Below are 21,139 nucleotides of genomic sequence, written 5' to 3'. Positions count from 1 at the left end.
CGACGCACCGACACCGTTCTCGCGAGGGCCGGCGGCGGCGCCGTGTGACCGGTGTGACGGGTGTGTCGATCGCTGTTCGAGGGACTTGTCGGTGCCCGGTCCTAGTCTCCACCTCGACGTGAGAAAAGCGGTGCTCTCACGACCTGCCAGCCCGACACCGGAGCCGACGCGGCCCCGGACGACCAGATGAGATGGAGATCACACCATGTACGTCGACTGCGCCCGTTGCCCGGCCCGCCCCGTCGCATGTGACGGGTGCATGATGACAGTGCTGTTTGGCGGCCCGAGCTGGGACGATGTGCCCTTCGAAGGTGGAGTTTCGGTAACGGCCACCGGCCTCGACGACGACGCCGAACTCGACCTCGCGATCGGCGTTTTCGAGGACGCTGCAATGGTGACGAGTGGCGCTGCACGATCTGCAAGATCGTCGAAAAAGGCAGCTCAGGGCAGGAATCGGGCCGCATCTGTGACCGTCCTGCGCGCGGGCTGAGAATCAGGTGAGGTTTGGCTCGCCGACGCCTAGTGGACAGAGCGCATCCGATTTCGTAACCTTTCTGAGACATTTGCGGAGCGTCCCGCTTCAACAGAAGTGGTCCGCAGTAGTCACCGCTCAATCGCCCTCGCGGGCGAACCGGGGAACCACAACCTTCGGGCGGCATCGTCGGAGCGCATCACCACTGATGTGCGGCTGAGGATCTCGTACCGAATCGGGGTGAATCGCGTTGCCACGCATACGTGTCCATGGGATGCGTCATGCGCGAAAGACGTGTAGGGCCACTCTTCCGGCCCGAACCCGACAGCTAACTCGGTCGGCGGTAGAGGGAGAAATTGAAGGAGAACTCGCTTCGTGGCCAAACATCGTTTGGAACAGCCCAATCGCGGTAGCAAGGTTGCCAAGAAGGCGGTGATCGCCGGATCGATCACGCTCGGTTCGCTCGCCGCTGCAGCCGGCCCCGCGCTTGCCGCCCCGGTCCACACCCCGCTGGGCACTTTCGAGATCCCGGCTCTGCCCGGCCAGCAGGCCCCGCAGGTCAAGCAGGCCCCCGAAGCCAAGCCTGTCGCGAAGTCGCCCGCCGCCACGGTCGAGATCCCCAATCTGGGTCAGTTCACCGTGCCGGGTATCGCGCCGGACCAGATTCCGCAGCAGTTCCGCCCGGGTGGTGGCGGACCGCTCGCCGCGCCTCAGCTGACCGCCGGCCAGAAGGCCGTCAAGGCGGCCGAGAGCAAGATCGGCTCGCCGTACTCGTACGGTTCCGCCGGCCCCAACGCATTCGACTGCTCGGGTCTCGTCTACTGGTCCTACAAGCAGGCAGGCAAGACCATTCCCCGCGACAGCTACGGCCAGCTCGGCGGCGGACGCGCGGTGTCGTACTCCGACGCCAAGCCCGGCGACGTCATGATCTTCAACGGGGGCGGACACGCCGGCATCTACGTCGGCAACGGCCAGTTCGTCCACTCGTCCAACTACGGGACCCCGGTCAAGCGCGACGCCGTCAAGGAGTGGACGCTCACCGGTATCCGCCGCTACTGAGTCACAACTGAACACGACAGACTGAGTACGACGAGCAGACTGGGCACGAGAGTCTGGACGGGCGGGTCGCGCAACGGTGCGATCCGCCCGATCCAGTCCTGGAGGAGTGCCGGCGCCCTAGGGTGGTCGGCACATCCACCGAACCGCATCGGGGAGGTCCGCGGGACGGATGAGGACGACGACGCCGGTCCGACGGCGGTCACAGGACGACATGCTCAGCACGCGACGACATGCTCGGGACGACGAGCACGAGGGAGTGAGTAGGACCGTGGTATCCGGGGAGGGGCGGCTTCGCGCGGCTCGGCCGCACATGCGATCGGGTCCGCTGATGCTTGCCATCTGTCTCCTGTCGGCGCTCGCGACCCTCGTTCCGACGATGGCCGGCGGGGTCGGGGACGCGAGCGCGGTCCCCGCGCGATCGGCGGATCAGTTGCTCCAGCGCTACAAGCAGCTGGGCATCGACGCCGAGAAGACCACCGAGGCGATGCACAACGCCAAGATCGAGTACGACAAGCAGCGGGGGATAGTCACGGCGGCCAAGCATGCCGCCGCCGAGGCCCAGCAGAAGCTCGACGCCAGCCGCGCCCAGCTCGCGGTCCATCAGAACCGAGTCGACGCCATCGTGCGTGCCAGCTATCAGGGCGCACGGGTGAGCGGGCTCTACGCCGTGATGGTCAGCGATTCGCCCCAGGCTCTGCTCGACCAGATGTCGGGGCTCGACATGATCTCGCGGCAGGCCTCCGCAGACCTCACGGCCATCAAGAAGGTCCGTGCGCGCACGGCCGTCGCCAAGAAGAACGCCGAGCAGACCGCTGTCGCGGCCTCCGAGGCGGTGTCGCGGGCCGAACGCGTGCGCGGTGATCTCCAGACCAAGCAGGCCGATCTGCAGTTGCAGGCGATCCAGATCCGGGCCATCTACAAGTCGATGACCGGCAAGCAGCTCGCCGCGCTGCGTGGCCCGACCTTCGATTTCGATCCGCGCCTGGTGCCGAAGGGAACCGCCGCCGGGCTGATCGCGGTGCAGGCCGCACTCACCCGGATCGGTGACCCGTACGTCTGGGGCGCCACCGGGCCGGATTCGTTCGACTGCTCGGGGCTCATGGTGTGGGCGTTCCGTCAGGCGGGCAAGACCCTGCCGCGTTCGAGCGAGGCGCAGCGGGCCGGCGGTCAACCGGTCGAACGCGACGACCTCAAACCGGGCGATCTGGTCATCTACTACCCGGATGCGACTCACGTCGGCATGTACGTGGGTGACGGCTATGTCATCCACGCCTCAACCTTCGGCGTCCCGGTGAAGGTCGTTCCCCTCGACGAGGCCGGCCCGTACAACTCGGCTCGCCGGTTCTAGTCGGAGACGGTGCTCTCCTTCCGCGGGCGGACCTGCCCGGCGTTGGCTGCTGCCGTGCTGGTCGTCGCGGTGGCCGCCGGATGCAGCCCCGGAGTGCCCTCCGGTCAGAGCTCCTCCGACGGCGGGTCAGCGACGAGTTCCGAGGTCAACGTCTATGAGCGGGATCGCGCGGCAGGTGTGACCCGACTGCTCGACGCGCTGACGAAGGCCGTGTCCTCCGGCGACGTACGGACGATCGGCACCCTGCTCGATGTCTCCGCGACCCCGGTGTTCAAGGACCGGTTCGTCACGGCGGCCGCCAACTTCCGGGCCCCGACGTTCCCGTCGCGAAGCGGCCGGGACGGCCCACTGCGATTCGAGCGGTTCGGCTACCAGCTCGCACCCACCGAGGAGGCGGAGGTTCTCGTACCCCGCGATCTCCAGGAGCTGCTCGACGCCGGCGGAAGCTCGGATTCATGGGTCGTGCCGGTGGAACTGCGATACGCGCTGGGCGGTCAGAAGGCGCCAGGGATCGCCGAACCCGAGATCGTCGTGACCACGCAGTTCGTCGTGGCCCGACACGGCGACGACTGGCGGCTCGTGGCGGACGCCGAGGCCTTGGGCGGGGACCCGGCACCGACGCAGATGTGGGAGATCCCGGGGCTGCGCGCCGCCGATGTCGGCACGGCAGGCGGGACGTCGGTGATCGCCTACTATCCCGACACACCCACGACCGTGGCTGCGCTCCGCCGCCTGCTTCCCGACGCCGTGGACTCCGTCACCGAATTCTGGGGCGAGGGATGGGATCGGCGCGCCGTGGTGGTGCCGACGGCGACGGACGAGCAGTTCGCCGAGCTCGTGCCCGGTGGCCGAGCGGCGATCGGGACGGCCGCGGCCGCAACTGTTTTCAACCGCCTCGATCGCGCGCAACGGTCGGTGACCGGACAGCGGATCGTTCTCACGCGGGCGGCGCGTGAGCTCGCCGAGCCCACGCTGGCCGTCGTGCTGCGTCACGAGCTGACCCACGTCGCCGCGCGGGCCGACACCTCCGTCGACGCGCCGCTCTGGATCACCGAGGGCGTCGCCGAGTACGTCGGGCGCAAGGGCACCTACACCCGACTGGCCGACGCGGCGCCCGATCTGGCCGAAGCCGTACGCTCCGGCGCGGGGCCGACCGCGCCACCCGCCGATGCCGACTTCGCGATGGACGGTCAGACTTCACAGGTGGCATATCAGAGCGCGTGGTCCCTGGCCGCCTACGTCGCAGAGCGGTTCGACGAAGCGCGGTTGAAGAAGATGTACATCGGAGTCGCGGCCTCGGCCCTGCCTGCCGCGCAGGACGCCGCCATCACCTCGGCCCTCGGCGTGAGTCGGGCTCAGCTGCTGGAGGGCTGGCAGCGATGGCTCGTCGGTCAGACCCGCTGATGTCGCGAACACTGCTGATCACCAACGACTTTCCGCCCCGTCCCGGCGGCATCCAGTCGTATCTGCAGAACCTCGTCGACCGTCTGCCGCCCGAGGACATCGTCGTCTACGCCCCGCGGTGGCGTGGCGACTCCCATCGTGAGTTCGACGCGGACGTCCCGTACCGGGTGTACCGGCACCCCACGACGCTGATGCTGCCCACGCCTGCTGTCGCGCGCCGCGCGGCCGACATCATCCGGCGCGAGGAGATCTCGACCGTCTGGTTCGGTGCGGCCGCCCCGCTCGCGGTGCTCGCCCCGGCCGTGCGCAGCGCCGGCGTCCGGCGGGTCGTCGCCAGCACCCACGGCCACGAAGTCGGCTGGTCGATGCTGCCCGGGTCCCGTCAGGTGCTCGGTCACATCGGTCGGCACACCGATGTCATCACCTTCGTCAGCCGATACACGCGCGGGCGGTTCGCCGCGGCATTCGGCGCGGGCGCCTCGCTGGAGTACCTGCCGCCCGGTGTCGACACCGAGCGCTTCGCGCCGAATCCGGAACTGCGCCTACGGTTTCGCGAGCGACACGCGCTGGGGGAGCGGCCGACGATCCTGTGCCTGTCCCGGTTGGTGCCGCGCAAGGGGCAGGACACCCTCATCCGGGCCCTGCCGTTGATCCGGAACACGATCCCCGACGCGGCCCTGGTCATCGTCGGCGGCGGCCCGTATGCCAAGACGCTGCGGGAGCTCGCCGAGTCCGCCGGCGTCGCCGAGGACGTGATCTTCACCGGAACGGTGCCCGCGGACGAGCTGGCCGCCTACCACAACATCGCGGACGTGTTCGCGATGCCGTCGCGGACCCGCGGTGGCGGGCTCGACGTCGAGGGGCTGGGCATCGTCTACCTGGAGGCGTCGGCCACCGGGGTCCCGGTGGTGGCGGGCCTGTCCGGCGGTGCGCCGGAGACGATCGTGGAAGGTGTCACGGGTACAGCGGTCGACGGCACCGACGTCGACGCGGTCGCCCTGGCGATCCTCTCGATCCTCGGAGATCGGACCGCGGCTGCGGAGATGGGCCGGGCCGGTCGACGCCACGTCGTCGACGATTGGCAGTGGGGACAGATGGCTGCCCGCCTGCGTCAGTTGCTGTGATGTCGACAGCTGCGACGTTCAACCGGCGCAGGCGGTTCCGGGTCGGACCAGGCGCCCTGTCACTCCCGGTGGATTGTCACCTCTGATAGATGGCCTCGATGTCGCCGGCGAACTTCTCGACGACCACGTTGCGCTTGACCTTCAGGGTCGGTGTCATCTCGCCGGTCTCCTCGGTGAAGTCCGTCGGGAGGATGCGGAACTTCTTGATCGACTCGGCGTGCGACACCGTCTTGTTGGCCTGATCCACCGCGGACTGCACCTCCGCGCGCAGGTCGGCGTCGTCGACGAGGTCGGCAACCGTGGCCGACTCGGGCTTGCCGGTGCGCTCCTTCCATGCGGGGAATGCCTCCGGGTCGATGGTGATGAGTGCGGCGACGAACGGTTTGGCGTCGCCGACCACCGTTGCCTGCGAGATGAGCGCGCTGGCACGGATGACGTCCTCGAGCCCGGCGGGGGAGACGTTCTTCCCGCCGGCGGTCACGATCAGTTCCTTCTTGCGGCCGGTGATGGTGATGAAGCCGTCGGCGTCCACGGTGCCGAGGTCGCCGGTGTGGAACCAGCCGTTCTCGACCGCGGTCGCGGTGGCCTCGGGGTTCTGCCAGTACTCCTGGAACACCACGCCGCCGCGCAGCAGGACCTCGCCGTCCTCGCCGATGCGTACGGCATTGCCCGCCAACGGCTTCCCGACTGTCCCAATGCGCGACGCCGACGGCGTGTTGACGCTGAACGCGGCGGTCGTCTCGGTGAGGCCGTAGCCCTCGAAGACCGGGACGCCGATGCCGGAGAAGAAGTGGCCGAGGCGGGCACCCAGCGGCGCCCCGCCCGAGATCGCCATCTGGCACTCGCCGCCGAGTGCGGCCCGCAGCTTCTTGTAGACCAGCGCGTCGAACACCGTGTGCTTGACCCTGAGCGCGAGACCGACCTGTCCCTTCTCCCTCGCCTGGGAGTATTCGATGGCGGTGTCGGCCGCGGCGTCGAAGATCTTGCCCTTGCCGCCGTCGTGGGCCTTCTGGCGCGCGGTGTTGTAGACCTTCTCGAAGACACGCGGCACCGACAGGATGAGTGATGGTTTGAAGACCGCGAACTCGTCCACCAGATGGGGGATGTCGCTGGTGTGTCCGACCTCGGCGCCGGCCTCGATCGCCACGAGCGTGATGGCCCGGGCGAGGACGTGGGCGAGGGGCAGGAACATCAGCAGACGCTTGGAGTCGCGGGCGATGACCTTGTCGAGGATGTCGCCTTCGAGGACCGCGCGGACCTCGGACAGCATGTTGGCATGGGTGAGCTCGCAACCCTTGGGGCGGCCGGTGGTGCCCGAGGTGTAGATCAGGGTCGCGGCGTCGGCCGCGCCGACGCCGGCCCGGCGCTTGGCGACCTCGTCGTCGTGGACATCGGCACCCGCGGCGCCCAGTTCGTCGACGGCGCCCGGGCCGTCGGTGCGGTCGATCTGGAACACGGTGACCGGTCCGGTGAGGGAGTCGATGGACTCGAACGCGGCGCGGTGCCCGTCGTCTTCCAGGACGATCGCCACGGCGCCGGAATCCTGCATGATCCACTCGATCTGCCCGGCGGAGGACGAATCGTAGATCGGCACCGTGATGGCGCCCGCGGACCAGATCGCGAAGTCGAAGAGGTTCCATTCGAGCCGGGTGCGGGAGAGCAACGCCACCCGGTCACCGGGATTGATCCCGGAGGCGATCAGACCCTTGGCGATCGCGGTGATGCGGGCCGCCGCGTCGGCGGCGGTGACGGGTGCCCACTGGTCGCCCTGCTTCTGGCGGAACACGATGTGCTGGGGCGTTCGCCGGGCCAGGTCGAAGATGATGTTCGTGCAGTTCTCGTCGTCGGCGATCGAGAACGTCGCGGGCACGCTGTACTCGCCCATCGTGGTTACCCTCCAGTAGACAACAATGAGCAGATCGTATCCCCGCCCCCGGATTCGCCTGTTCGCGACGTCGCTTTCGGGTGCACTACCCTGCGCCGACGCGAGTATGTGAAGCTAGTGGACGTGACGAGCATCCAGGTGGCCGACGAGGTCTTCGTCGCGGCGGCACCGCCGTTGGCGGCCGCCGTGATCGGCGATCCCGCCAACTGGCGGCGGTGGTGGCCCGATCTGCGGCTGACAGTCACCGAGGACCGGGGGGAACAGGGCGTGCGCTGGCGTGTGGACGGCCCGGTCTCGGGGACGATGGAGATCTGGAACGAGGCGGTCCTCGACGGTTTCGTTCTGCACTACTTCCTGCACGCCGAGCCCACCGGCCGGCTGCCCGAGGACCCGCGTGCACGTGCCGACGCCCTCGCCGAGGAGAACCGGGTACGACGCGTGACGGGCAAGGACGTGTCCTTCGAATGCAAACGACTCCTCGAGGACGGCCGGCCCGCCGGCGCGCCGGCCACCGGACATCCCGCCACGGCCGGGTCCGGGGCCCGGTGATGGCCGATCACACCGAGCGGTCCATCGTCATCGGCGCCGACGCCGACGCGGTCCTCGCCGTGATCGCCGACTTCGCCCACTACCCCGAGTGGGTCTCCGCGGCACGTGAGGTCGAAGTGCTGCGCACCGACGATGCCGGACGCGCGCTCGAAGTCCGGTTCGTCCTCGACGCGGGCGTACTCCAGGACACGTATGTCCTTGCCTATGACTGGGATCCGTCCGGCACCTCGGTGTCGTGGCGACTGGTGTCGAGTGATCTGCAAAAAGATCAGCAGGGCCGCTATGTGTTGACCCAGCAGGTCCCGGGATCCACCAAGGTGACCTACGAGCTGATGGTCGACCTGCAGATCCCGATGATCGGGCAGCTCAAACGCCGCGCGGAGAAGGCGATCACCGACGCCGCACTGCTCGACCTGAAGAAGAGGGTCGAAGGCTGATCGATCTCACACCCATCCATGTCGTGCTCGGCCCCGGTGGTGCCGGCGTCTCCACGGTCGCGGCGGCCGGCGCGACGCAACGCTCCGGTGTGTCACGAGGATCCCGCACGACCTCGTCGAGGTCGGGAATCGGCGGCACCGAGGCCCACACCCTGCTGATCACCGTCGATCGCTGGTCGCCGGTGCACGACTGGGCGCGGGTGTACCGGCAGCCCGACGAACCGGTCGCGGTGTCGCGGTATCTCCATCTGCTGACCCTCGACCGCCTCGACCTCACCGAGCGCACGTGGTCGGCCTTCGTCGACGTCCTCGAGCACACGGTGAGTCGTAGCAAGACGGCGCTGCCCGGTGTCGGGACACTGGCCGGGATCGATGCCGCCGAGCTCACCTCCCTGCCCGGCATCGACGACTTCCTGCTGCTGCGGCGCATCCGCGACGAGGCGGTCAGCGGGCGTTGGCAGCGCATCGTCGTCGACTGTTCCGGCTGTGGTGATCCGTTGCAGTTCCTGCGTGGTGGCGCGGTGCTGAGTCAGGCCCTCAATCGGTTCTGGCCCCGGCACCGTCGGTTGGCGACGGCCTCCGAACGGCCGGTGATCGCACAACTCATCGCCGCGGTCGACGCCATCGACCGAGACTGCCTCGACATCGCCGAGCTGTTCGCGGACCCGCACGCGGTGGCGGTGCACCTCGTTCTCGCCGCCGAGGACCGTTCCCGGCGGCTCACGCCGCAGTATCTCGCCGCTGCCGACCTGATGGGTCTGCCGCTGGCCTCGATCCAGGTCAACGGCGGTGTCGGCCGTGAATCCGCCGAGACGATCGTGGACATGGTGCAGGCGGACCTCGCGGGTGACGGTGACGGGCCGGTTCGGATCGAGGTGGTCGATGCGTCGGCCGACTCCATCGACCGCGTGGCCCGACTGCGCAAACTGTCGGTGTCGCTTCCCGAGCCGCACGGCGTGCCGCGCGGCTCTGCTGCCGCCGCGGTCGTGTCCGGGGACCCGGGCAACGGGACCGATGAGGAATTCGACGATGGGCGATCCGGTGACACCGATCCGACGTTCCGCCTGTCCTGGCCGCAGCGTCTGCCCGACCCGGACTCGTTCGCACTGGGCCGCAGCGGCGACGACCTGCTGGTGACCATCTCGGGCTTCCGTCATCCCGTTCGTCTTCCGTCGGTGTTGCGGAGGTGCACGGTGGTCGGCGCCGACTGGGACGGCGCGAAGCTGAACATCGGGTTCGTCCCGGACCCGGCGGTGTGGCCGCGCAGGTAGGACCCGACGGGCGCCGCGCGGTACGGTTCGCTGGAATGAACCGCTCACGACGTCGGCCGTCGCGGGGCCGTGAGCCGGTGAGCACGGCGGCGAGACGACAGTGCGAGGAAGGGGAGAGTCGCGATGGGCACGGACGAGGAGACGTTCCGGCAGGCCGGAGACGGGTCCGGTCGCGACCGGCAGGACGGGGCAGCCGATCCCGTGCGCGATCTGTTGCTCGGGCTCGCAGCGCAGATCGACCATCTCGCAGCGATGTTCGCTCCCGGACCGCAGGACGCGGCGGCGGGAGCCGGTCTCGGCGCGTTCGCGCCGGGCGGGCCGCTCGGGAACGCGCTGGCAGGTGCCTCGGGGGAGATCACGTCGTTGCTGACCGAGATCGGTGACCTTATCGCCCGCCTGATCGCGGCGGTCGTCGCGGTGCTCGAGGCCGTTGCCGAGGCGCTGCGCTCGGCACCCTCCACAGCCGCGACCCCGCGTCACTACGAGCCGATCGCGGTCCGCATCGGTCCGCCTGCCCCCGCCCCTGGCGAACCGGCGCGTGCGCCGCGCCGCCAGACCGATCCGGAGGCGGAGACCTGATGGGCGACTTGACGATCGGGATCGACATCGGTGGCACCAGCGTGCGTGCCTCGGTGGTCGACGACCGCGGCGCGATGCTCGACACCCTGCGGGCGCAGACGCCGCCCACCGCCCAGGCGCTCGAGCACTGCCTCGACCGACTCGTCGGCGAACTGACCTCGCGCTGGGACGCCAAGGCCGTGGGTCTGGCGATCGCCGGATTCCTCACCACCGATCGCAGGATCGTCCGCTTCGCACCGCACCTCCCGTGGCGCGAGTCGCCGGTGGCCGAGGACATGACGCGGCGTGTCGGCATTCCGGTGTTCGCCGAGCACGATGCCAACGCGGCGGCGGTCGCCGAGTGGCGGTTCGGAGCCGCGGCTCGCGGACACAACACCGTCGTCCTCGCCATCGGCACCGGTATCGGCGCGGGTTTCGTCATCGACGGTGAGATCTATCGCGGAAGTTACGGTGTCGCACCGGAACTCGGGCATCTGACGATCGTTCCGGACGGGCGCGCCTGTGCCTGCGGCAAACGGGGATGCTGGGAACGCTACTGCAGCGGCACGGCCCTGGTGGACACCGTCGTCGAACTGCTGGCGGACGGCGACTGGGGACGTAGCCAGCTCGCCGCCGACGTCGCGGCGGACCCGGGTTCGCTGACCGGCCGGCGGGTGGCGGGTGCGGCCGCCGACGGTGACGCCGTCGCCCTGGCGGCGTTCGCCCGCTTCGCGGCGTCCCTCGGTCAGGGACTCGCGATGATCGCCGACATCTTCGACCCGGACCTGATCGTGCTGGCCGGTGGCGTCGGTGCGGCGTCGGGTCTGTTCCTCGACGAGGCGCGCGAGCACTACGCCCGGCAGGTCACCGGCGCCGGACACCGCCAGCTGGCCCGCATCCGCGGCACCCAACTCGGCGAGACGGCCGGGGTGGTCGGCGCCGCAGAGGTTGCGCGGCAGGCGATCCGGTCGGTGCCGGACAGAGAACGAGAAGCCCACGCGTAGGCGCCACCGGTGTCGGGCACCCGATGCCGCCGCCGGTCGGGCCCGGCGTGGGCCGAACGACCGGACGCCGCTGCCGATGCCGCAGACGGTCGGTAGAGTTCGACGCGGGTAAGGTCTTGTCGTCGGAGTACCCACCGTGTCCGCGGTTGCGGCATCGGTCGTCCGACGGTGACAGCATCGGTCGGCGTGCGCGGCGAGGAGAGTTCCATGTGGTACTGGGCGTTCAAGTACATCTTTCTCGGTCCGCTGCTCCGGGTCTTCGGTCGGCCCACGATCGAGGGGCACGAGAACATCCCGGCCGACGGTCCCGCGATCCTCGCGAGCAACCACCTGGCGGTGATGGACAGCTTCTTCCTCCCGCTGATGGTGGACCGGCGGATCTACTTCCTCGCGAAGAACGAGTACTTCACCGGAACCGGCCTCAAGGGCGCATTCCAGCGGTGGTTCTTCACCGCCGCCGGCCAGATCCCCATCGACCGTTCGGGTGCCGAGGCCGCCGAGGGTGCGTTGACCGCGGCGCGCCGTCAGCTGGGCAGCGGGAAGTTGATGGGCATGTACCCCGAGGGCACCCGCTCGCCGGACGGCCGCCTCTACAAGGGCAAGACCGGACTGGCGCGACTGGCCATGGACACCGGTGTCCCGGTCATCCCGGTCGCGATGATCGACACGCACAAGTTCAATCCGCCCGGCAGCATCCTGCCCCGGCCCACCAAGGTCGGCGTGCGGATCGGTAAACCGCTCGACTTCTCCCGTTACGAGGGAATGGAAGGCAACCGCTACATCGAGCGTGCGGTCACCGACGAGATCATGTACGAGCTGATGCAGCTCTCCGGCCAGCAGTACGTCGACGTCTACGCCGCCAGCCTGAAGAACCAGGCGCCCGCGGTCCAGCCGCCCGCCGCCGACGCGGCCTGAGGGCGCTCCGACTCAGCCGGTGCCGCCCACGCGGGCGTCGTCGAGGACGGCACACAGGTGGGGGAGCCAGTCGCGGTCGGCGGGCACGACCTCGTCGAGGTCGAGCCCCCGGAGCTCGTCGGCCGTGAACCACTGCACGTCGAGATGTTCGAGCGCCTCCGGTGTTCCCGAACGCAGCCGGGCGAGGTATGCGTACATCGTGAGGCCACCGGGCAGGGCCACCGCTGACCCGACGGATTCACCCGCCTCGACCTCGGCGCCGAGTTCTTCCCGGATCTCGCGGTGGACGGCCGCGGCATGCGACTCGCCGGATTCGACGCGCCCGCCGGGCAATTCCCATTTACCGGCCAGCTCGACGGGGTGCGCCCGACGCGCCAGCAGAACCCGGTCGTCGACGACGATCGCGGCCGCGACCACCTCTGCGGGGCAAGCGTCGGCCGGATCGTTCCCACGCTTCGAGCGCGTCGCGATCATCCAGCCCATGGTGACGAGGGTTGCGACCGGCCACGCGGCGCCCAGGACGGCCTCCAGGACGGCAGGCGGGTGGGGACCGTATTCGATCGTGACCCGCAGCAGCCACGGGATTCCGAGGCCGGCCACCAGCAGCCACATCGCGAGCACGGCCCGTGATCCGCGGCGTCGGGCGCCGGCTCCGTGCACCAGCCAGATCGCGAGCGGGATGACCCAGACCCAGTGGTGGACCCACGAGATCGGCGAGATGAGCAGACCGAGGAACTGGACGACCAGCAGGATGCCGAGTGCGTCGGACACCGACCGCCACGCGACGACCGCCACGATCGTCGCGACGACCACACCGGCGGCCCAGATCCATCCCGTGCCGACGTCGAACCCCGCGAAGCGGGACAGTGTGCCGCGCAGACTCTGGTTGATCACGGCCTCGACCGGACCGATGCGCTCGGCATCGCCGAAGAGCGTCCCGTAGTACGTGCGGGTGACGTCGGGGAACAGCAGCAGACAGCTGAGGACCGTGAAGACGAACGCGGCAGCGGCGGCCGCGGCGCCCAGCGGCCGACGTACGGCGAGGTACCAGAGGCCCGTGATCGCGGGAGTGAGCTTGATACCGGCCATGAGTCCGATGAGCGCGCCGCCCGCGAGCACCCCGCGGTCGCTGCGCGCCCAGGTGATCGCCGCCAGGGTGCCGAGCATGAGGAACACGTTGATCTGTCCGTAGTCCAGCGTCACCCGCACCGGTTCGCACCAGATCGCGGGCGCGGTCCACAGCGCGGCGATCGCGTAGACATCGGTGGTCGAACCGCACAGGCGCAGGGCCAGGACCACGCATGCGTAGAGTGCGGCGAACGTGGCGAGCTGCCATCCGATCGCCACGAGATCCCATGGGACCAGGGACAGGGGATACAGCACGACCGCCGCGAACGGCGGATAGGTGAAGGGCAGCGCGAAGTCGGTCTCACCGGCGTAGGTGAACAAATAGAGCGACCCGTCGGCGAGACCCGCCGAACCGTCGCGGTAAACGTGCAGGTCCACGAAGTTCCTGCCGTTCACGGTCAGCGTGTCCCAGACGAGCCGCGCGATGATGGACGCCGCCAGGAAAGCGGTCGCCAGCACAGACCTGGAGCGCACGAAATACCAGGGTAGACAGCGGAGGCCGGGTATGGCGAAACGGTGCGCGGTGAGCGGGTCGGGTCCGGGGTGTGTGAATACTTGACCCATGCGGTTCTTCTACGACTCCGAGTTCATCGAGGACGGCACCACCATCGAGCTCGTCTCGATCGGGGTGGTCGGCGAGGACGGTCGCGAGTTCTACGCGGTGTCGACGGATTTCGACCCCGGGCGGGCCGGCGAGTGGGTGCGGGCCAACGTGTTGCCGAAGCTGCCGTCGCCGTCGTCGTCGGCGTGGCGCGACCGTCGCCGGATCCGCGATGACCTGCTCGAGTTCCTGACCGCCGACGGCACCGACATCGAGTTGTGGGCGTGGGTCGGGGCCTACGACCACGTCGTGCTGTGTCAGCTCTGGGGGCCGATGACCGCGCTGCCGCGACCGATCCCGCGCTTCACCCGGGAACTGCGCCAGCACTGGGAGGCCGCCGGCCGTCCCGCGCTGCCGCCCGCACCGTCGGACGCCCACGATGCCCTGAGTGATGCACGGCACAACCTGCGGCGCTGGGAGGCGATCGAGAAGTCGCGCCACTGACCCGCGGACGAGTCGGCGGCCCGGACTCCACTACTGTGGAGCGGGTGGTGAACTGGACCGTAGACGTTCCGATCGACGAACTCCCCGAGCTTCCGCCGCTGCCGGGTGACCTGCAGGAGCGCTTCGACGCGGCGATGAGCCGGCCGGCCGTGCAGCAGCCGAGCTGGCCTGCCGATGAGGCTCGCAAGATGCGCACGGTCCTCGAATCGGTGCCGCCGATCTGCATGCCGGCCGAGGTGCAGACGCTGGCGTCCCAGCTGGCCGACGTCGCCGAGGGGCGGGCGTTCCTGTTGCAGGGCGGCGACTGCGCCGAGACCTTCGCCGACAACACCGAGCCCCACATCAAGGGCAACATCCGCACGCTGCTCCAGATGGCCGTAGTGCTGACCTACGGCGCGAGTACGCCGGTGGTCAAACTCGCGCGCATCGCGGGTCAGTACGCGAAGCCGAGGTCGTCGGACGTCGACGCCCTCGGGCTCCCGTCGTACCGCGGCGACATGGTGAACGGCTTCCCGGCCGACGCGGCGATCCGGGCTCACGACCCGTCCCGCCTGGTGCGCGCCTACGCCAACGCGGCAGCGGCGATGAACCTGGTGCGCGCGCTCACCCAGGCCGAGGCCGACCTGACGCGTGTGCATGACTGGAACCGCGAGTTCGTGCGCACATCCCCGGCCGGTGCCCGGTATGAGGCGCTCGCCTCCGAGATCGACCGCGGCCTGCGCTTCATGGACGCCTGCGGCGTCACCGACTCGAGCCTGAACTCGGCGGCGATCTTCGCCTCGCACGAGGCACTCGTCCTCGACTACGAACGTGCGATGCTCCGGCTCGCCGACGATCCCGAGGGCGAGGGGAAGGTCCTCTACGATCTCTCGGCGCACTTCCTGTGGATCGGGGAGCGGACCCGGCAGCTCGACGGGGCCCACATCGCCTTCGCCGAGCTCATCTCCAACCCGATCGGCATCAAGATCGGACCCACCACGACACCCGAGCAGGCCGTCGAGTACGTCGAGCGGCTCGACCCGCACAACGTTCCGGGGCGCCTGACCCTCGTCGCACGGATGGGCAACGGCAAGGTCCGCGACGTCCTCCCGGCGATCGTCGGGGCCGTCGAGGCGACCGGGCACAAGGTCATCTGGCAGTGCGACCCGATGCACGGCAACACCCACGAGGCCTCCACTGGTTTCAAGACCCGTCACTTCGACCGCATCGTCGACGAGGTCCAGGGATTCTTCGAGGTGCATCGCGCACTCGGCAGTCACCCCGGCGGGGTCCACGTCGAGCTCACCGGCGAAGACGTGACCGAGTGCCTCGGTGGCGCCCAGGAGATCTCCGATCTCGACCTCGCCGGACGCTACGAGACCGCATGTGACCCGCGCCTGAACACCCAGCAGTCCCTGGAGCTGGCGTTCCTCGTCGCGGAGATGCTGCGGGGCTGACGATCCCCCTGGCCGACCGGGTTCAGCCGATCGCGAGGAACGTGGCGCCGACCCAGTAGCCGGCAGCCCCGAGTCCCGCGGCCATCAGCAGCACCAGCACGACCCACACCAGCGCCGTGAGGCGATTGCCGCCGATCAGTTCGGGCTCGACGATCTCGCCGCGGGACCCGCGGTCGCGAACGTCACGCCCGCGCGAGGGTTGCGGTGGGTGCCGCCGAGGCGCGAGTTCCTCGACCGGGGTGTCCACGGGCCCGGCGGGCGGGTGCTCATCCGCGGATCGCACTTCCTCCGACGCCGGGGTGTGCGGCCCCGGTACCGACTGCATGCGCGTCCCGTGAGCGGCTCCCGGCCCGCGGAACCGTGACACCGTTTGTCGTTCGGCCGACCGACGGGGCGCCGGGACGGTGAACGGCGGGAGATCCAGCTCGTCGGCGACGGAGAGCAGCGCGTGCTGCATCTCGAACGCGTCGGCGAACCGGTCGGCCGGGTCGCGTTCGGTGGCGCGCAGCACGATCTCGTCGAACTCGGCGGGCACGCCGGGGATCACGTCACCGGGTGCCGGGACGTCGAAGGTGAGCCGCTGATAGGCCAGCGCCAGCGGCGAGTCCCCATGGAAAGGGGTTCTACCGGTGAGCAATTCGAACATCATCACGCCCATCGAGTAGACATCGCTGCGAGCGTCGGCATGAGTCGACTCGACCTGTTCGGGGGACAGGTAGGCGGCGGTGCCGAGAATGACGCTCGCCGAGGTCACCCCGGCCTCGGCGACGGCCCGCACGAGACCGAAGTCGGCGACCTTGACCTCGCCCTCGTCGGAGATCAGCACGTTCTCCGGCTTCACGTCGCGATGGACGAGTCCCGCCGCGTGCGCCGTACCCAAACCGCCGAGCACGGGCGAGGCGACGGCGACGACCGCGTGCGGCGGCATCGGTCCGCGTTCCCGCAGCAGCTCGCGCAGACTGCCGCCGTCGACCAGTTCCATCACGAGGAAGGCGATGCCGTTGTCGATGCCCTGGTCGTAGACGGCAACGAGCCCGGGATGCTTCAGACCGGCGACGGCACGCGCCTCGAACTCGAAGCGGCGCAGGAACTGCGGGTCGCCGGAGTAGCGCGAGTCCATGACCTTGACCGCCACGTCGCGCCCCAGCCGCAGATCGACCGCGAGGTAGACCGCCGACATGCCACCGCGCGCGATGGGGGCGTCGATGCGGTACCGGCCCTCGAGGACCGTCCCGAGCATCGCGTCGACGGGAGAATTCACGGTGCTGAATCTACCTGCAGCGCCGGAGGCTCGGGGGTGAGCGCCACGCATGACCCTCGCGGACGTCGCGGGCCGGCAAGGGCGGGCGGTGTGGTTCGGCGCGAGCGGTTTTCCCCGGCCGCGATGACCCGTTACCCTTTCGGCGTGGTCTCCCTTCCGCTCTCGCGTGACGCCCTGCCCGCCGATGTCGAGCTCCTGTCGCTCGACGAGGTCGCCGCGAAACTCGAGGTGTCCTCGAGCCGGGTGCGCACCCTGATCCGCGATCATCACCTGCTCGCCGTGTCCCGTGACGGGCAGCCGGCCATCCCGGCCCTGTTCTTCGACGACCTGGGCGTGGTGAAGCACTTCTACGGTCTGGTCGGGGTCCTGCTCGACGGTGGCTACACGCGCGACGAGGCGATGACGTGGCTGTTCACCGACCTGGACGATCTCGGCATCTGCCCGGCCGCCGCGCTGCACACCGATTCGGCGCGCGAGGTCATCCGACGCGCACAGGCTCAGGCCTTCTGATCGGCCGCGGGTACGCGACCGCCGGCGTCGCTCGGCGCGGAGCCCCACATCCACCGTCCGAGCCGTCCCAGACGTAGCGGGTCGGGGTAAACGAGCGACCAGGCCGCCAGCCCCGCGAGCGCGACTGCCAGCGCGACCTCGAACGGTTTGTAGAACACGATCGCGTCGTCGGGCTGGAACACGATGAGCATGAACGTCGAGACCCCGACGACCGTGGCGCGGACCCACGGCGGGAGGTCGAAGGCGACCGCGATGGCCAGGACCCAGGTGTAGTACCAGGGCAGGGTCGACGGTTCGAGGAGCAGCACCGCGAGCATCGCCCACGCCATCCCGGCCACGGCGTCGCGCGCATCCCGTCGATGACTCCACCACAGGACGACCAGGGTCACCGCGAGGACCGCGGACCCGATCATGCGGGTGACCTCGAGTACCGGTTGGAGGTTGAGGGCGACGAACGGCGCGGCGGCCAGGGTCACCAGATGTGCGGCCAGCGTGGGGATGGTGAACCAGTTGACAATCACGTCAGCCCAGCCCAACCCGGTGAGCCAGCCCAGGCCGAGTCCGACGACCAGGGTCCAGAACCCGAAGACGGCGACGGCGATACCGACGACGGACGCGAACACCGTCGCCACGTCCCGGCTGGTGATCGGACGCCGGGAACGGATGTCGGCCAACCAGATCCACACCACGAACGGCAGCGCGATGCCGGCGGTGATCTTGATGGAGACCGCGAGCGCGAGGACGGCGGTGCCCGCGACGTGTCGACCACCGGCCGCGAGCGCGATCCCGGTGACGAGGACACCCATCATCAGCAACTCGACGTGCGGTCCCGCCACCAGGTGGATGAGGACCATCGGGTTGAACAACGCCAACCACAGGCCTGCCTGGGGTGACGCGCCGAACCTCCGTGCGAGCCGCGGAATCGCCCAGAGCGACAGGAAGAGTCCGGGCAGCAGGACGAGCCGGATGGCGAGCACGCCGAGGACGAGATCGTCGCCGGTGATCTCGGTGACCACCCGGAGCATGCCCATGAAGAACGGGCCGTACGGGGCGGTGGTGGTGGCCCAGACCTGCGCCATGCTGTCGACGAGCGGGCCGGGCAGGTGGGCGGGACCGTCGGCATAGGGATCGAACCCCGCCCCGAACACGGCTCCCTGGGCGAGGTAGGCATATACGTCTCGGCTGTAGACCGGTACCGCGACGAACAGCGGTGCGGCCCACAGCAGGAGCCACCGGCTCAACGTCCGGGTGCTCGGCACCGCCGGGACGTCGTCGGCATCAGGTATGTCTGCGGCTGCGTTGCCCGACCCGCGGCGCACCCCGAAGATGCGGCGGCCCAGGCGAACCCACGCGAACACCATCAGGAACACGCCCAGCCAGAATGCGATGCCGAGGACGGTCTTCCCGTGTCCGTAGGTGATCCAGCTGAGCCCGAGATCGGAGAGCACGGGCGAGTTGCGCGGCCGGTCGCCGACACCGAAACTGCCGAGGCAGATGAGTCCGGACCCGATCGCGCCGAGGATCAGATCACCGCGACCGGTCCTGGGCCGGGTCTGCGTGGGCGCCACGGCCGAGCTCATGCCTGTCGATGGGCGAGGCGATGTGCGACCGCGGTCAGCTCGGCGCGGATGTCCCCACCGATCTCGGCGGCGTCGAGCGACACCAGTGCCGAGCGGAGGAGGTCGTCGATCGAGCGCTCCACCTCGGCCACGGCCCCGATGTCGGTGACGATCGCCCTGGCCGAACGGAGTTCCTCGTCGTCGAGCGAGCGGCCCAGGTAGGAACGAAGCCTCGCCCCGAGGGCGGGGTCGGCGTCGTCGGCACGTCTGATGGCGATGGCGCGGAGTGCGGTGCGCTTGTCCGAGGCCAGATCGTCGCCGGACGGTTTGCCGGTGCGCTCCGGGTCGCCGAACACACCGAGCAGGTCGTCCTGCAGCTGAAAGGCGATGCCCAGGTCGTGCCCGATCGAACGAAGTTGCGCCACCAGGTCTTCCGGCGCCCCGGCGAGCCGGGCCCCGAGCTCCAGGGGCCGCGCGACCGTGTATGCGGCGGTCTTGAACTCCATCACCCGATAGGCCGCTTCGGTGGACTCGTCACCTCCGGCCTCGTTGACGATGTCGAGGAACTGACCGCCGAGCACCTCGGTCCGCATCGCGGTCCACGTCACCCCGACATCGGCGGGCAGCCGGCGAGCTCCGCCGGCGGAGCTCGTCGAGACCACGCCCGGCCGGTGCCCGTGCACCAGATCGTCGGCCCAGGCCAGCGCGAAGTCGCCCGCCAGGATCGCGGCGGCGACACCGTGTGAACCCGGATCCCCGGACCATCCGGCCGCGATGTGCCGGGACTCGAACTCTCGGTGGGCGGTGGGGTGTCCGCGCCGTGTGTCCGAGTGGTCGATGATGTCGTCGTGGATCAGCGCACACGCCTGCACGAGTTCGAGGGCCGCGCACACGCGCAGCGCATCTCCGGCGTCGGGCGCGTCGGCCGACCCGGCGACCCCGGTCGCCGAGCGACCCGGCGACGATGTGCCGCAACGCCATCCGGCGAAGGCGAACACCGGCCGGATGCGTTTGCCGCCCCGTAGGACGAAGTCGCGGATCAGTTCGGCGGCCTCACCCACCACCGGAGCGATCCCGGCGGCCGCGGGTACGGCATCGGCGAAGAACGCCCGCAGTTCGGCCTCGACGGCCGCCGGGACCTCGTCGAGCGACGTCGGCGTGGGGATCGTGGAGGTCACCCTGCCAGGCTATGCGAATCGCTCCGTACACTGTGCGGGTGACCCCAACCGCTCCGGCACCCTCGATCGTCGAACGCCTGTCCGCACCTCATCGCGGCCCGGTCCCGTTCTCCGTCGAGTTCTTCCCTCCGCGCGACGCCGAGGCGGAGGCCCGGCTGTGGCGGGCGGTCCGGACCTTCGAGCGATTGTCGCCCGCGTTCGTGTCGATGACCTACGGTGCCGGCGGCTCGACCCGGGACCGGACGGTGCGCATCACCGGCGAGCTCGCGGCGCAGACCACGCTGTTGCCGGTGGCCCACCTCACGGCGGTCAACCACAGCATCGCCGAGTTGCGCGCGCTCGTCGGCGCCTACGCCGATCAGGGCATCACCAACATCCTCGCCCTGCGCGGTGACCCTCCGGGCGACCCGCTCGGCGAGTGGGTCGCCCACCCCGACGGCGTCGAATACGCCGAGCAACTCGTCCGCCTCATCGACACACTGGGCGACTTCCACGTCGGCGTCGCGTCGTTTCCGGAGACCCATCACCGATCACCCGACATCGAGCACGACACCCGCACGCTGGTGAGCAAGCTGCGCGCCGGGGCGGAGTACTCGATCACCCAGATGTTCTTCGACGTGGAGCACTACTTGCGGTTGCGTGACCGCGTCCAGGCGGCCGATCCCGAACAGGGCGCCAAACCGATCATCCCCGGCATCATGCCGGTCACCTCGCTGGCCACTGCCCGGCGGATGGTGCAGCTGTCGGGTTCGGTCATCCCGCCCGACGTCGAGGAGCGCTTCGCCCGGGCGGCGGGCAACGGCGCGGAGGAGGACCGTGCCGCGGTGCGGGCGGTCGGCATCGACTTCGCCACCGAGATGGCGCAGCGACTCGTCGCCGAAGGTGTTCCGTGCCTGCACTTCTGCAGCCTGAACTTCGCCAAGGCCACGACCGAGGTCCTCGGACGGCTCGGCGTCGACATCGACGCCGCATTGCACGTCCCGGCCTGACCCCGGT

20 protein-coding genes and 1 riboswitch are annotated in these 21,139 nt (G+C 69.6%); of the genes, 15 read left to right on the top strand and 5 right to left on the bottom strand.

The annotated features are described in order from the left end of the window. Window positions 1-259 precede the first annotated feature (259 nt). The 5 genes from ACSUZC_RS14515 to ACSUZC_RS14495 all read left to right on the top strand — a co-directional run bounded on the left by ACSUZC_RS14515 (window position 260) and on the right by ACSUZC_RS14495 (window position 5,407). Window positions 260-490, top strand: a complete 231-nt coding sequence (locus tag ACSUZC_RS14515) for a hypothetical protein (RefSeq protein ID WP_439029227.1) — start codon at window positions 260-262, stop codon at window positions 488-490. A 107-nt stretch (window positions 491-597) separates the two neighbouring features. Beyond that, a riboswitch (cyclic di-AMP (ydaO/yuaA leader) is annotated at window positions 598-830 on the top strand. A 17-nt stretch (window positions 831-847) separates the two neighbouring features. Continuing rightward, window positions 848-1,531: a C40 family peptidase gene (locus ACSUZC_RS14510; protein WP_439029226.1), complete on the top strand. Its 684-nt coding sequence runs from the start codon at window positions 848-850 to the stop codon at window positions 1,529-1,531. 310 nt (window positions 1,532-1,841) lie between these two features. Next, the gene (locus tag ACSUZC_RS14505; protein ID WP_439033134.1) at window positions 1,842-2,879 is read left to right on the top strand and encodes an NlpC/P60 family protein; all 1,038 of its coding nucleotides are present in this window, start codon (window positions 1,842-1,844) and stop codon (window positions 2,877-2,879) included. A gap of 9 nt (window positions 2,880-2,888) precedes the next feature. Continuing rightward, on the top strand, window positions 2,889-4,283 hold the full coding sequence (locus tag ACSUZC_RS14500) for a hypothetical protein (RefSeq protein WP_439029225.1): 1,395 nt from the start codon (window positions 2,889-2,891) through the stop codon (window positions 4,281-4,283). Beyond that, a complete protein-coding gene (locus ACSUZC_RS14495) occupies window positions 4,283-5,407 on the top strand; it encodes a glycosyltransferase family 4 protein (RefSeq protein ID WP_439033133.1) in 1,125 nt (374 codons plus the stop codon). Before ACSUZC_RS14500 ends, ACSUZC_RS14495 begins: the two co-directional genes overlap by 1 nt. A gap of 76 nt (window positions 5,408-5,483) precedes the next feature. Here the strand turns inward: ACSUZC_RS14495 and ACSUZC_RS14490 are convergent, their stop codons facing one another. After that, window positions 5,484-7,292, bottom strand: a complete 1,809-nt coding sequence (locus ACSUZC_RS14490; RefSeq protein WP_439029224.1) for an AMP-dependent synthetase/ligase — start codon at window positions 7,290-7,292, stop codon at window positions 5,484-5,486. A gap of 108 nt (window positions 7,293-7,400) precedes the next feature. On the opposite strand from ACSUZC_RS14490, the gene ACSUZC_RS14485 reads away from it, so the two are divergent. The 6 genes from ACSUZC_RS14485 (at window position 7,401) to ACSUZC_RS14460 (ending at window position 12,026) form a co-directional block, all read left to right on the top strand. After that, on the top strand, window positions 7,401-7,841 hold the full coding sequence (locus tag ACSUZC_RS14485) for a hypothetical protein (protein WP_439029223.1): 441 nt from the start codon (window positions 7,401-7,403) through the stop codon (window positions 7,839-7,841). Further along, on the top strand, window positions 7,841-8,278 hold the full coding sequence (locus tag ACSUZC_RS14480) for an SRPBCC family protein (protein ID WP_439029222.1): 438 nt from the start codon (window positions 7,841-7,843) through the stop codon (window positions 8,276-8,278). The genes ACSUZC_RS14485 and ACSUZC_RS14480 overlap by 1 nt, the downstream gene beginning before the upstream one ends. 14 nt (window positions 8,279-8,292) lie before the next feature. Continuing rightward, window positions 8,293-9,549 carry an ArsA-related P-loop ATPase gene (locus ACSUZC_RS14475; RefSeq protein WP_439033132.1) on the top strand — a complete coding sequence of 419 codons (1,257 nt, stop codon included), beginning with the start codon at window positions 8,293-8,295 and terminating at the stop codon, window positions 9,547-9,549. Window positions 9,550-9,672: 123 nt separating this feature from the next. Then, window positions 9,673-10,128 carry a hypothetical protein gene (locus ACSUZC_RS14470; protein WP_439029221.1) on the top strand — a complete coding sequence of 152 codons (456 nt, stop codon included), beginning with the start codon at window positions 9,673-9,675 and terminating at the stop codon, window positions 10,126-10,128. Beyond that, window positions 10,128-11,111 carry an ROK family protein gene (locus ACSUZC_RS14465; protein ID WP_439029220.1) on the top strand — a complete coding sequence of 328 codons (984 nt, stop codon included), beginning with the start codon at window positions 10,128-10,130 and terminating at the stop codon, window positions 11,109-11,111. Before ACSUZC_RS14470 ends, ACSUZC_RS14465 begins: the two co-directional genes overlap by 1 nt. Before the next feature lie 207 nt (window positions 11,112-11,318). Beyond that, window positions 11,319-12,026 (top strand): lysophospholipid acyltransferase family protein, encoded by a 708-nt coding sequence (locus tag ACSUZC_RS14460; protein ID WP_439033131.1) that lies wholly within the window; start codon window positions 11,319-11,321, stop codon window positions 12,024-12,026. Between the two features lie 12 nt (window positions 12,027-12,038). Here the strand turns inward: ACSUZC_RS14460 and ACSUZC_RS14455 are convergent, their stop codons facing one another. Then, window positions 12,039-13,613 (bottom strand): mannosyltransferase, encoded by a 1,575-nt coding sequence (locus tag ACSUZC_RS14455; RefSeq protein ID WP_439033130.1) that lies wholly within the window; start codon window positions 13,611-13,613, stop codon window positions 12,039-12,041. 103 nt (window positions 13,614-13,716) lie between these two features. On the opposite strand from ACSUZC_RS14455, the gene ACSUZC_RS14450 reads away from it, so the two are divergent. Next, window positions 13,717-14,199: a polyadenylate-specific 3'-exoribonuclease AS gene (locus ACSUZC_RS14450; protein WP_439029219.1), complete on the top strand. Its 483-nt coding sequence runs from the start codon at window positions 13,717-13,719 to the stop codon at window positions 14,197-14,199. 44 nt (window positions 14,200-14,243) lie between these two features. Next, window positions 14,244-15,635 (top strand): class II 3-deoxy-7-phosphoheptulonate synthase, encoded by a 1,392-nt coding sequence (locus ACSUZC_RS14445; protein WP_238423422.1) that lies wholly within the window; start codon window positions 14,244-14,246, stop codon window positions 15,633-15,635. 22 nt (window positions 15,636-15,657) lie between these two features. Here ACSUZC_RS14445 and ACSUZC_RS14440 read toward each other — a convergent pair whose 3' ends face one another. Continuing rightward, window positions 15,658-16,896 (bottom strand): protein kinase domain-containing protein, encoded by a 1,239-nt coding sequence (locus tag ACSUZC_RS14440; protein WP_439029218.1) that lies wholly within the window; start codon window positions 16,894-16,896, stop codon window positions 15,658-15,660. Between the two features lie 144 nt (window positions 16,897-17,040). Here ACSUZC_RS14440 and ACSUZC_RS14435 point away from each other — a divergent pair, with 144 nt between their 5' ends. Beyond that, the gene (locus ACSUZC_RS14435) at window positions 17,041-17,406 is read left to right on the top strand and encodes an Rv2175c family DNA-binding protein (RefSeq protein ID WP_439029217.1); all 366 of its coding nucleotides are present in this window, start codon (window positions 17,041-17,043) and stop codon (window positions 17,404-17,406) included. Here the strand turns inward: ACSUZC_RS14435 and ACSUZC_RS14430 are convergent. Both ACSUZC_RS14430 and ACSUZC_RS14425 read right to left on the bottom strand, forming a co-directional pair. After that, a complete protein-coding gene (locus ACSUZC_RS14430) occupies window positions 17,394-18,986 on the bottom strand; it encodes an alpha-(1->6)-mannopyranosyltransferase A (protein ID WP_439029216.1) in 1,593 nt (530 codons plus the stop codon). The two genes, ACSUZC_RS14435 and ACSUZC_RS14430, sit on opposite strands and share 13 nt — an antisense overlap. Continuing rightward, entirely contained in the window at window positions 18,983-20,143 is a 1,161-nt protein-coding gene (locus ACSUZC_RS14425) for a polyprenyl synthetase family protein (RefSeq protein ID WP_439029215.1), read from the bottom strand. Before ACSUZC_RS14425 ends, ACSUZC_RS14430 begins: the two co-directional genes overlap by 4 nt. Before the next feature lie 11 nt (window positions 20,144-20,154). On the opposite strand from ACSUZC_RS14425, the gene metF reads away from it, so the two are divergent. Next, a complete protein-coding gene (metF, locus tag ACSUZC_RS14420) occupies window positions 20,155-21,132 on the top strand; it encodes a methylenetetrahydrofolate reductase [NAD(P)H] (protein ID WP_439029214.1) in 978 nt (325 codons plus the stop codon). Window positions 21,133-21,139 lie beyond the last annotated feature (7 nt).

The sequence above is a fragment of the Gordonia terrae genome, from assembly GCF_051789125.1.
Lineage (GTDB): Bacteria > Actinomycetota > Actinomycetes > Mycobacteriales > Mycobacteriaceae > Gordonia > Gordonia terrae_A.
This window is presented reverse-complemented; position numbering and strand designations above follow the sequence as displayed.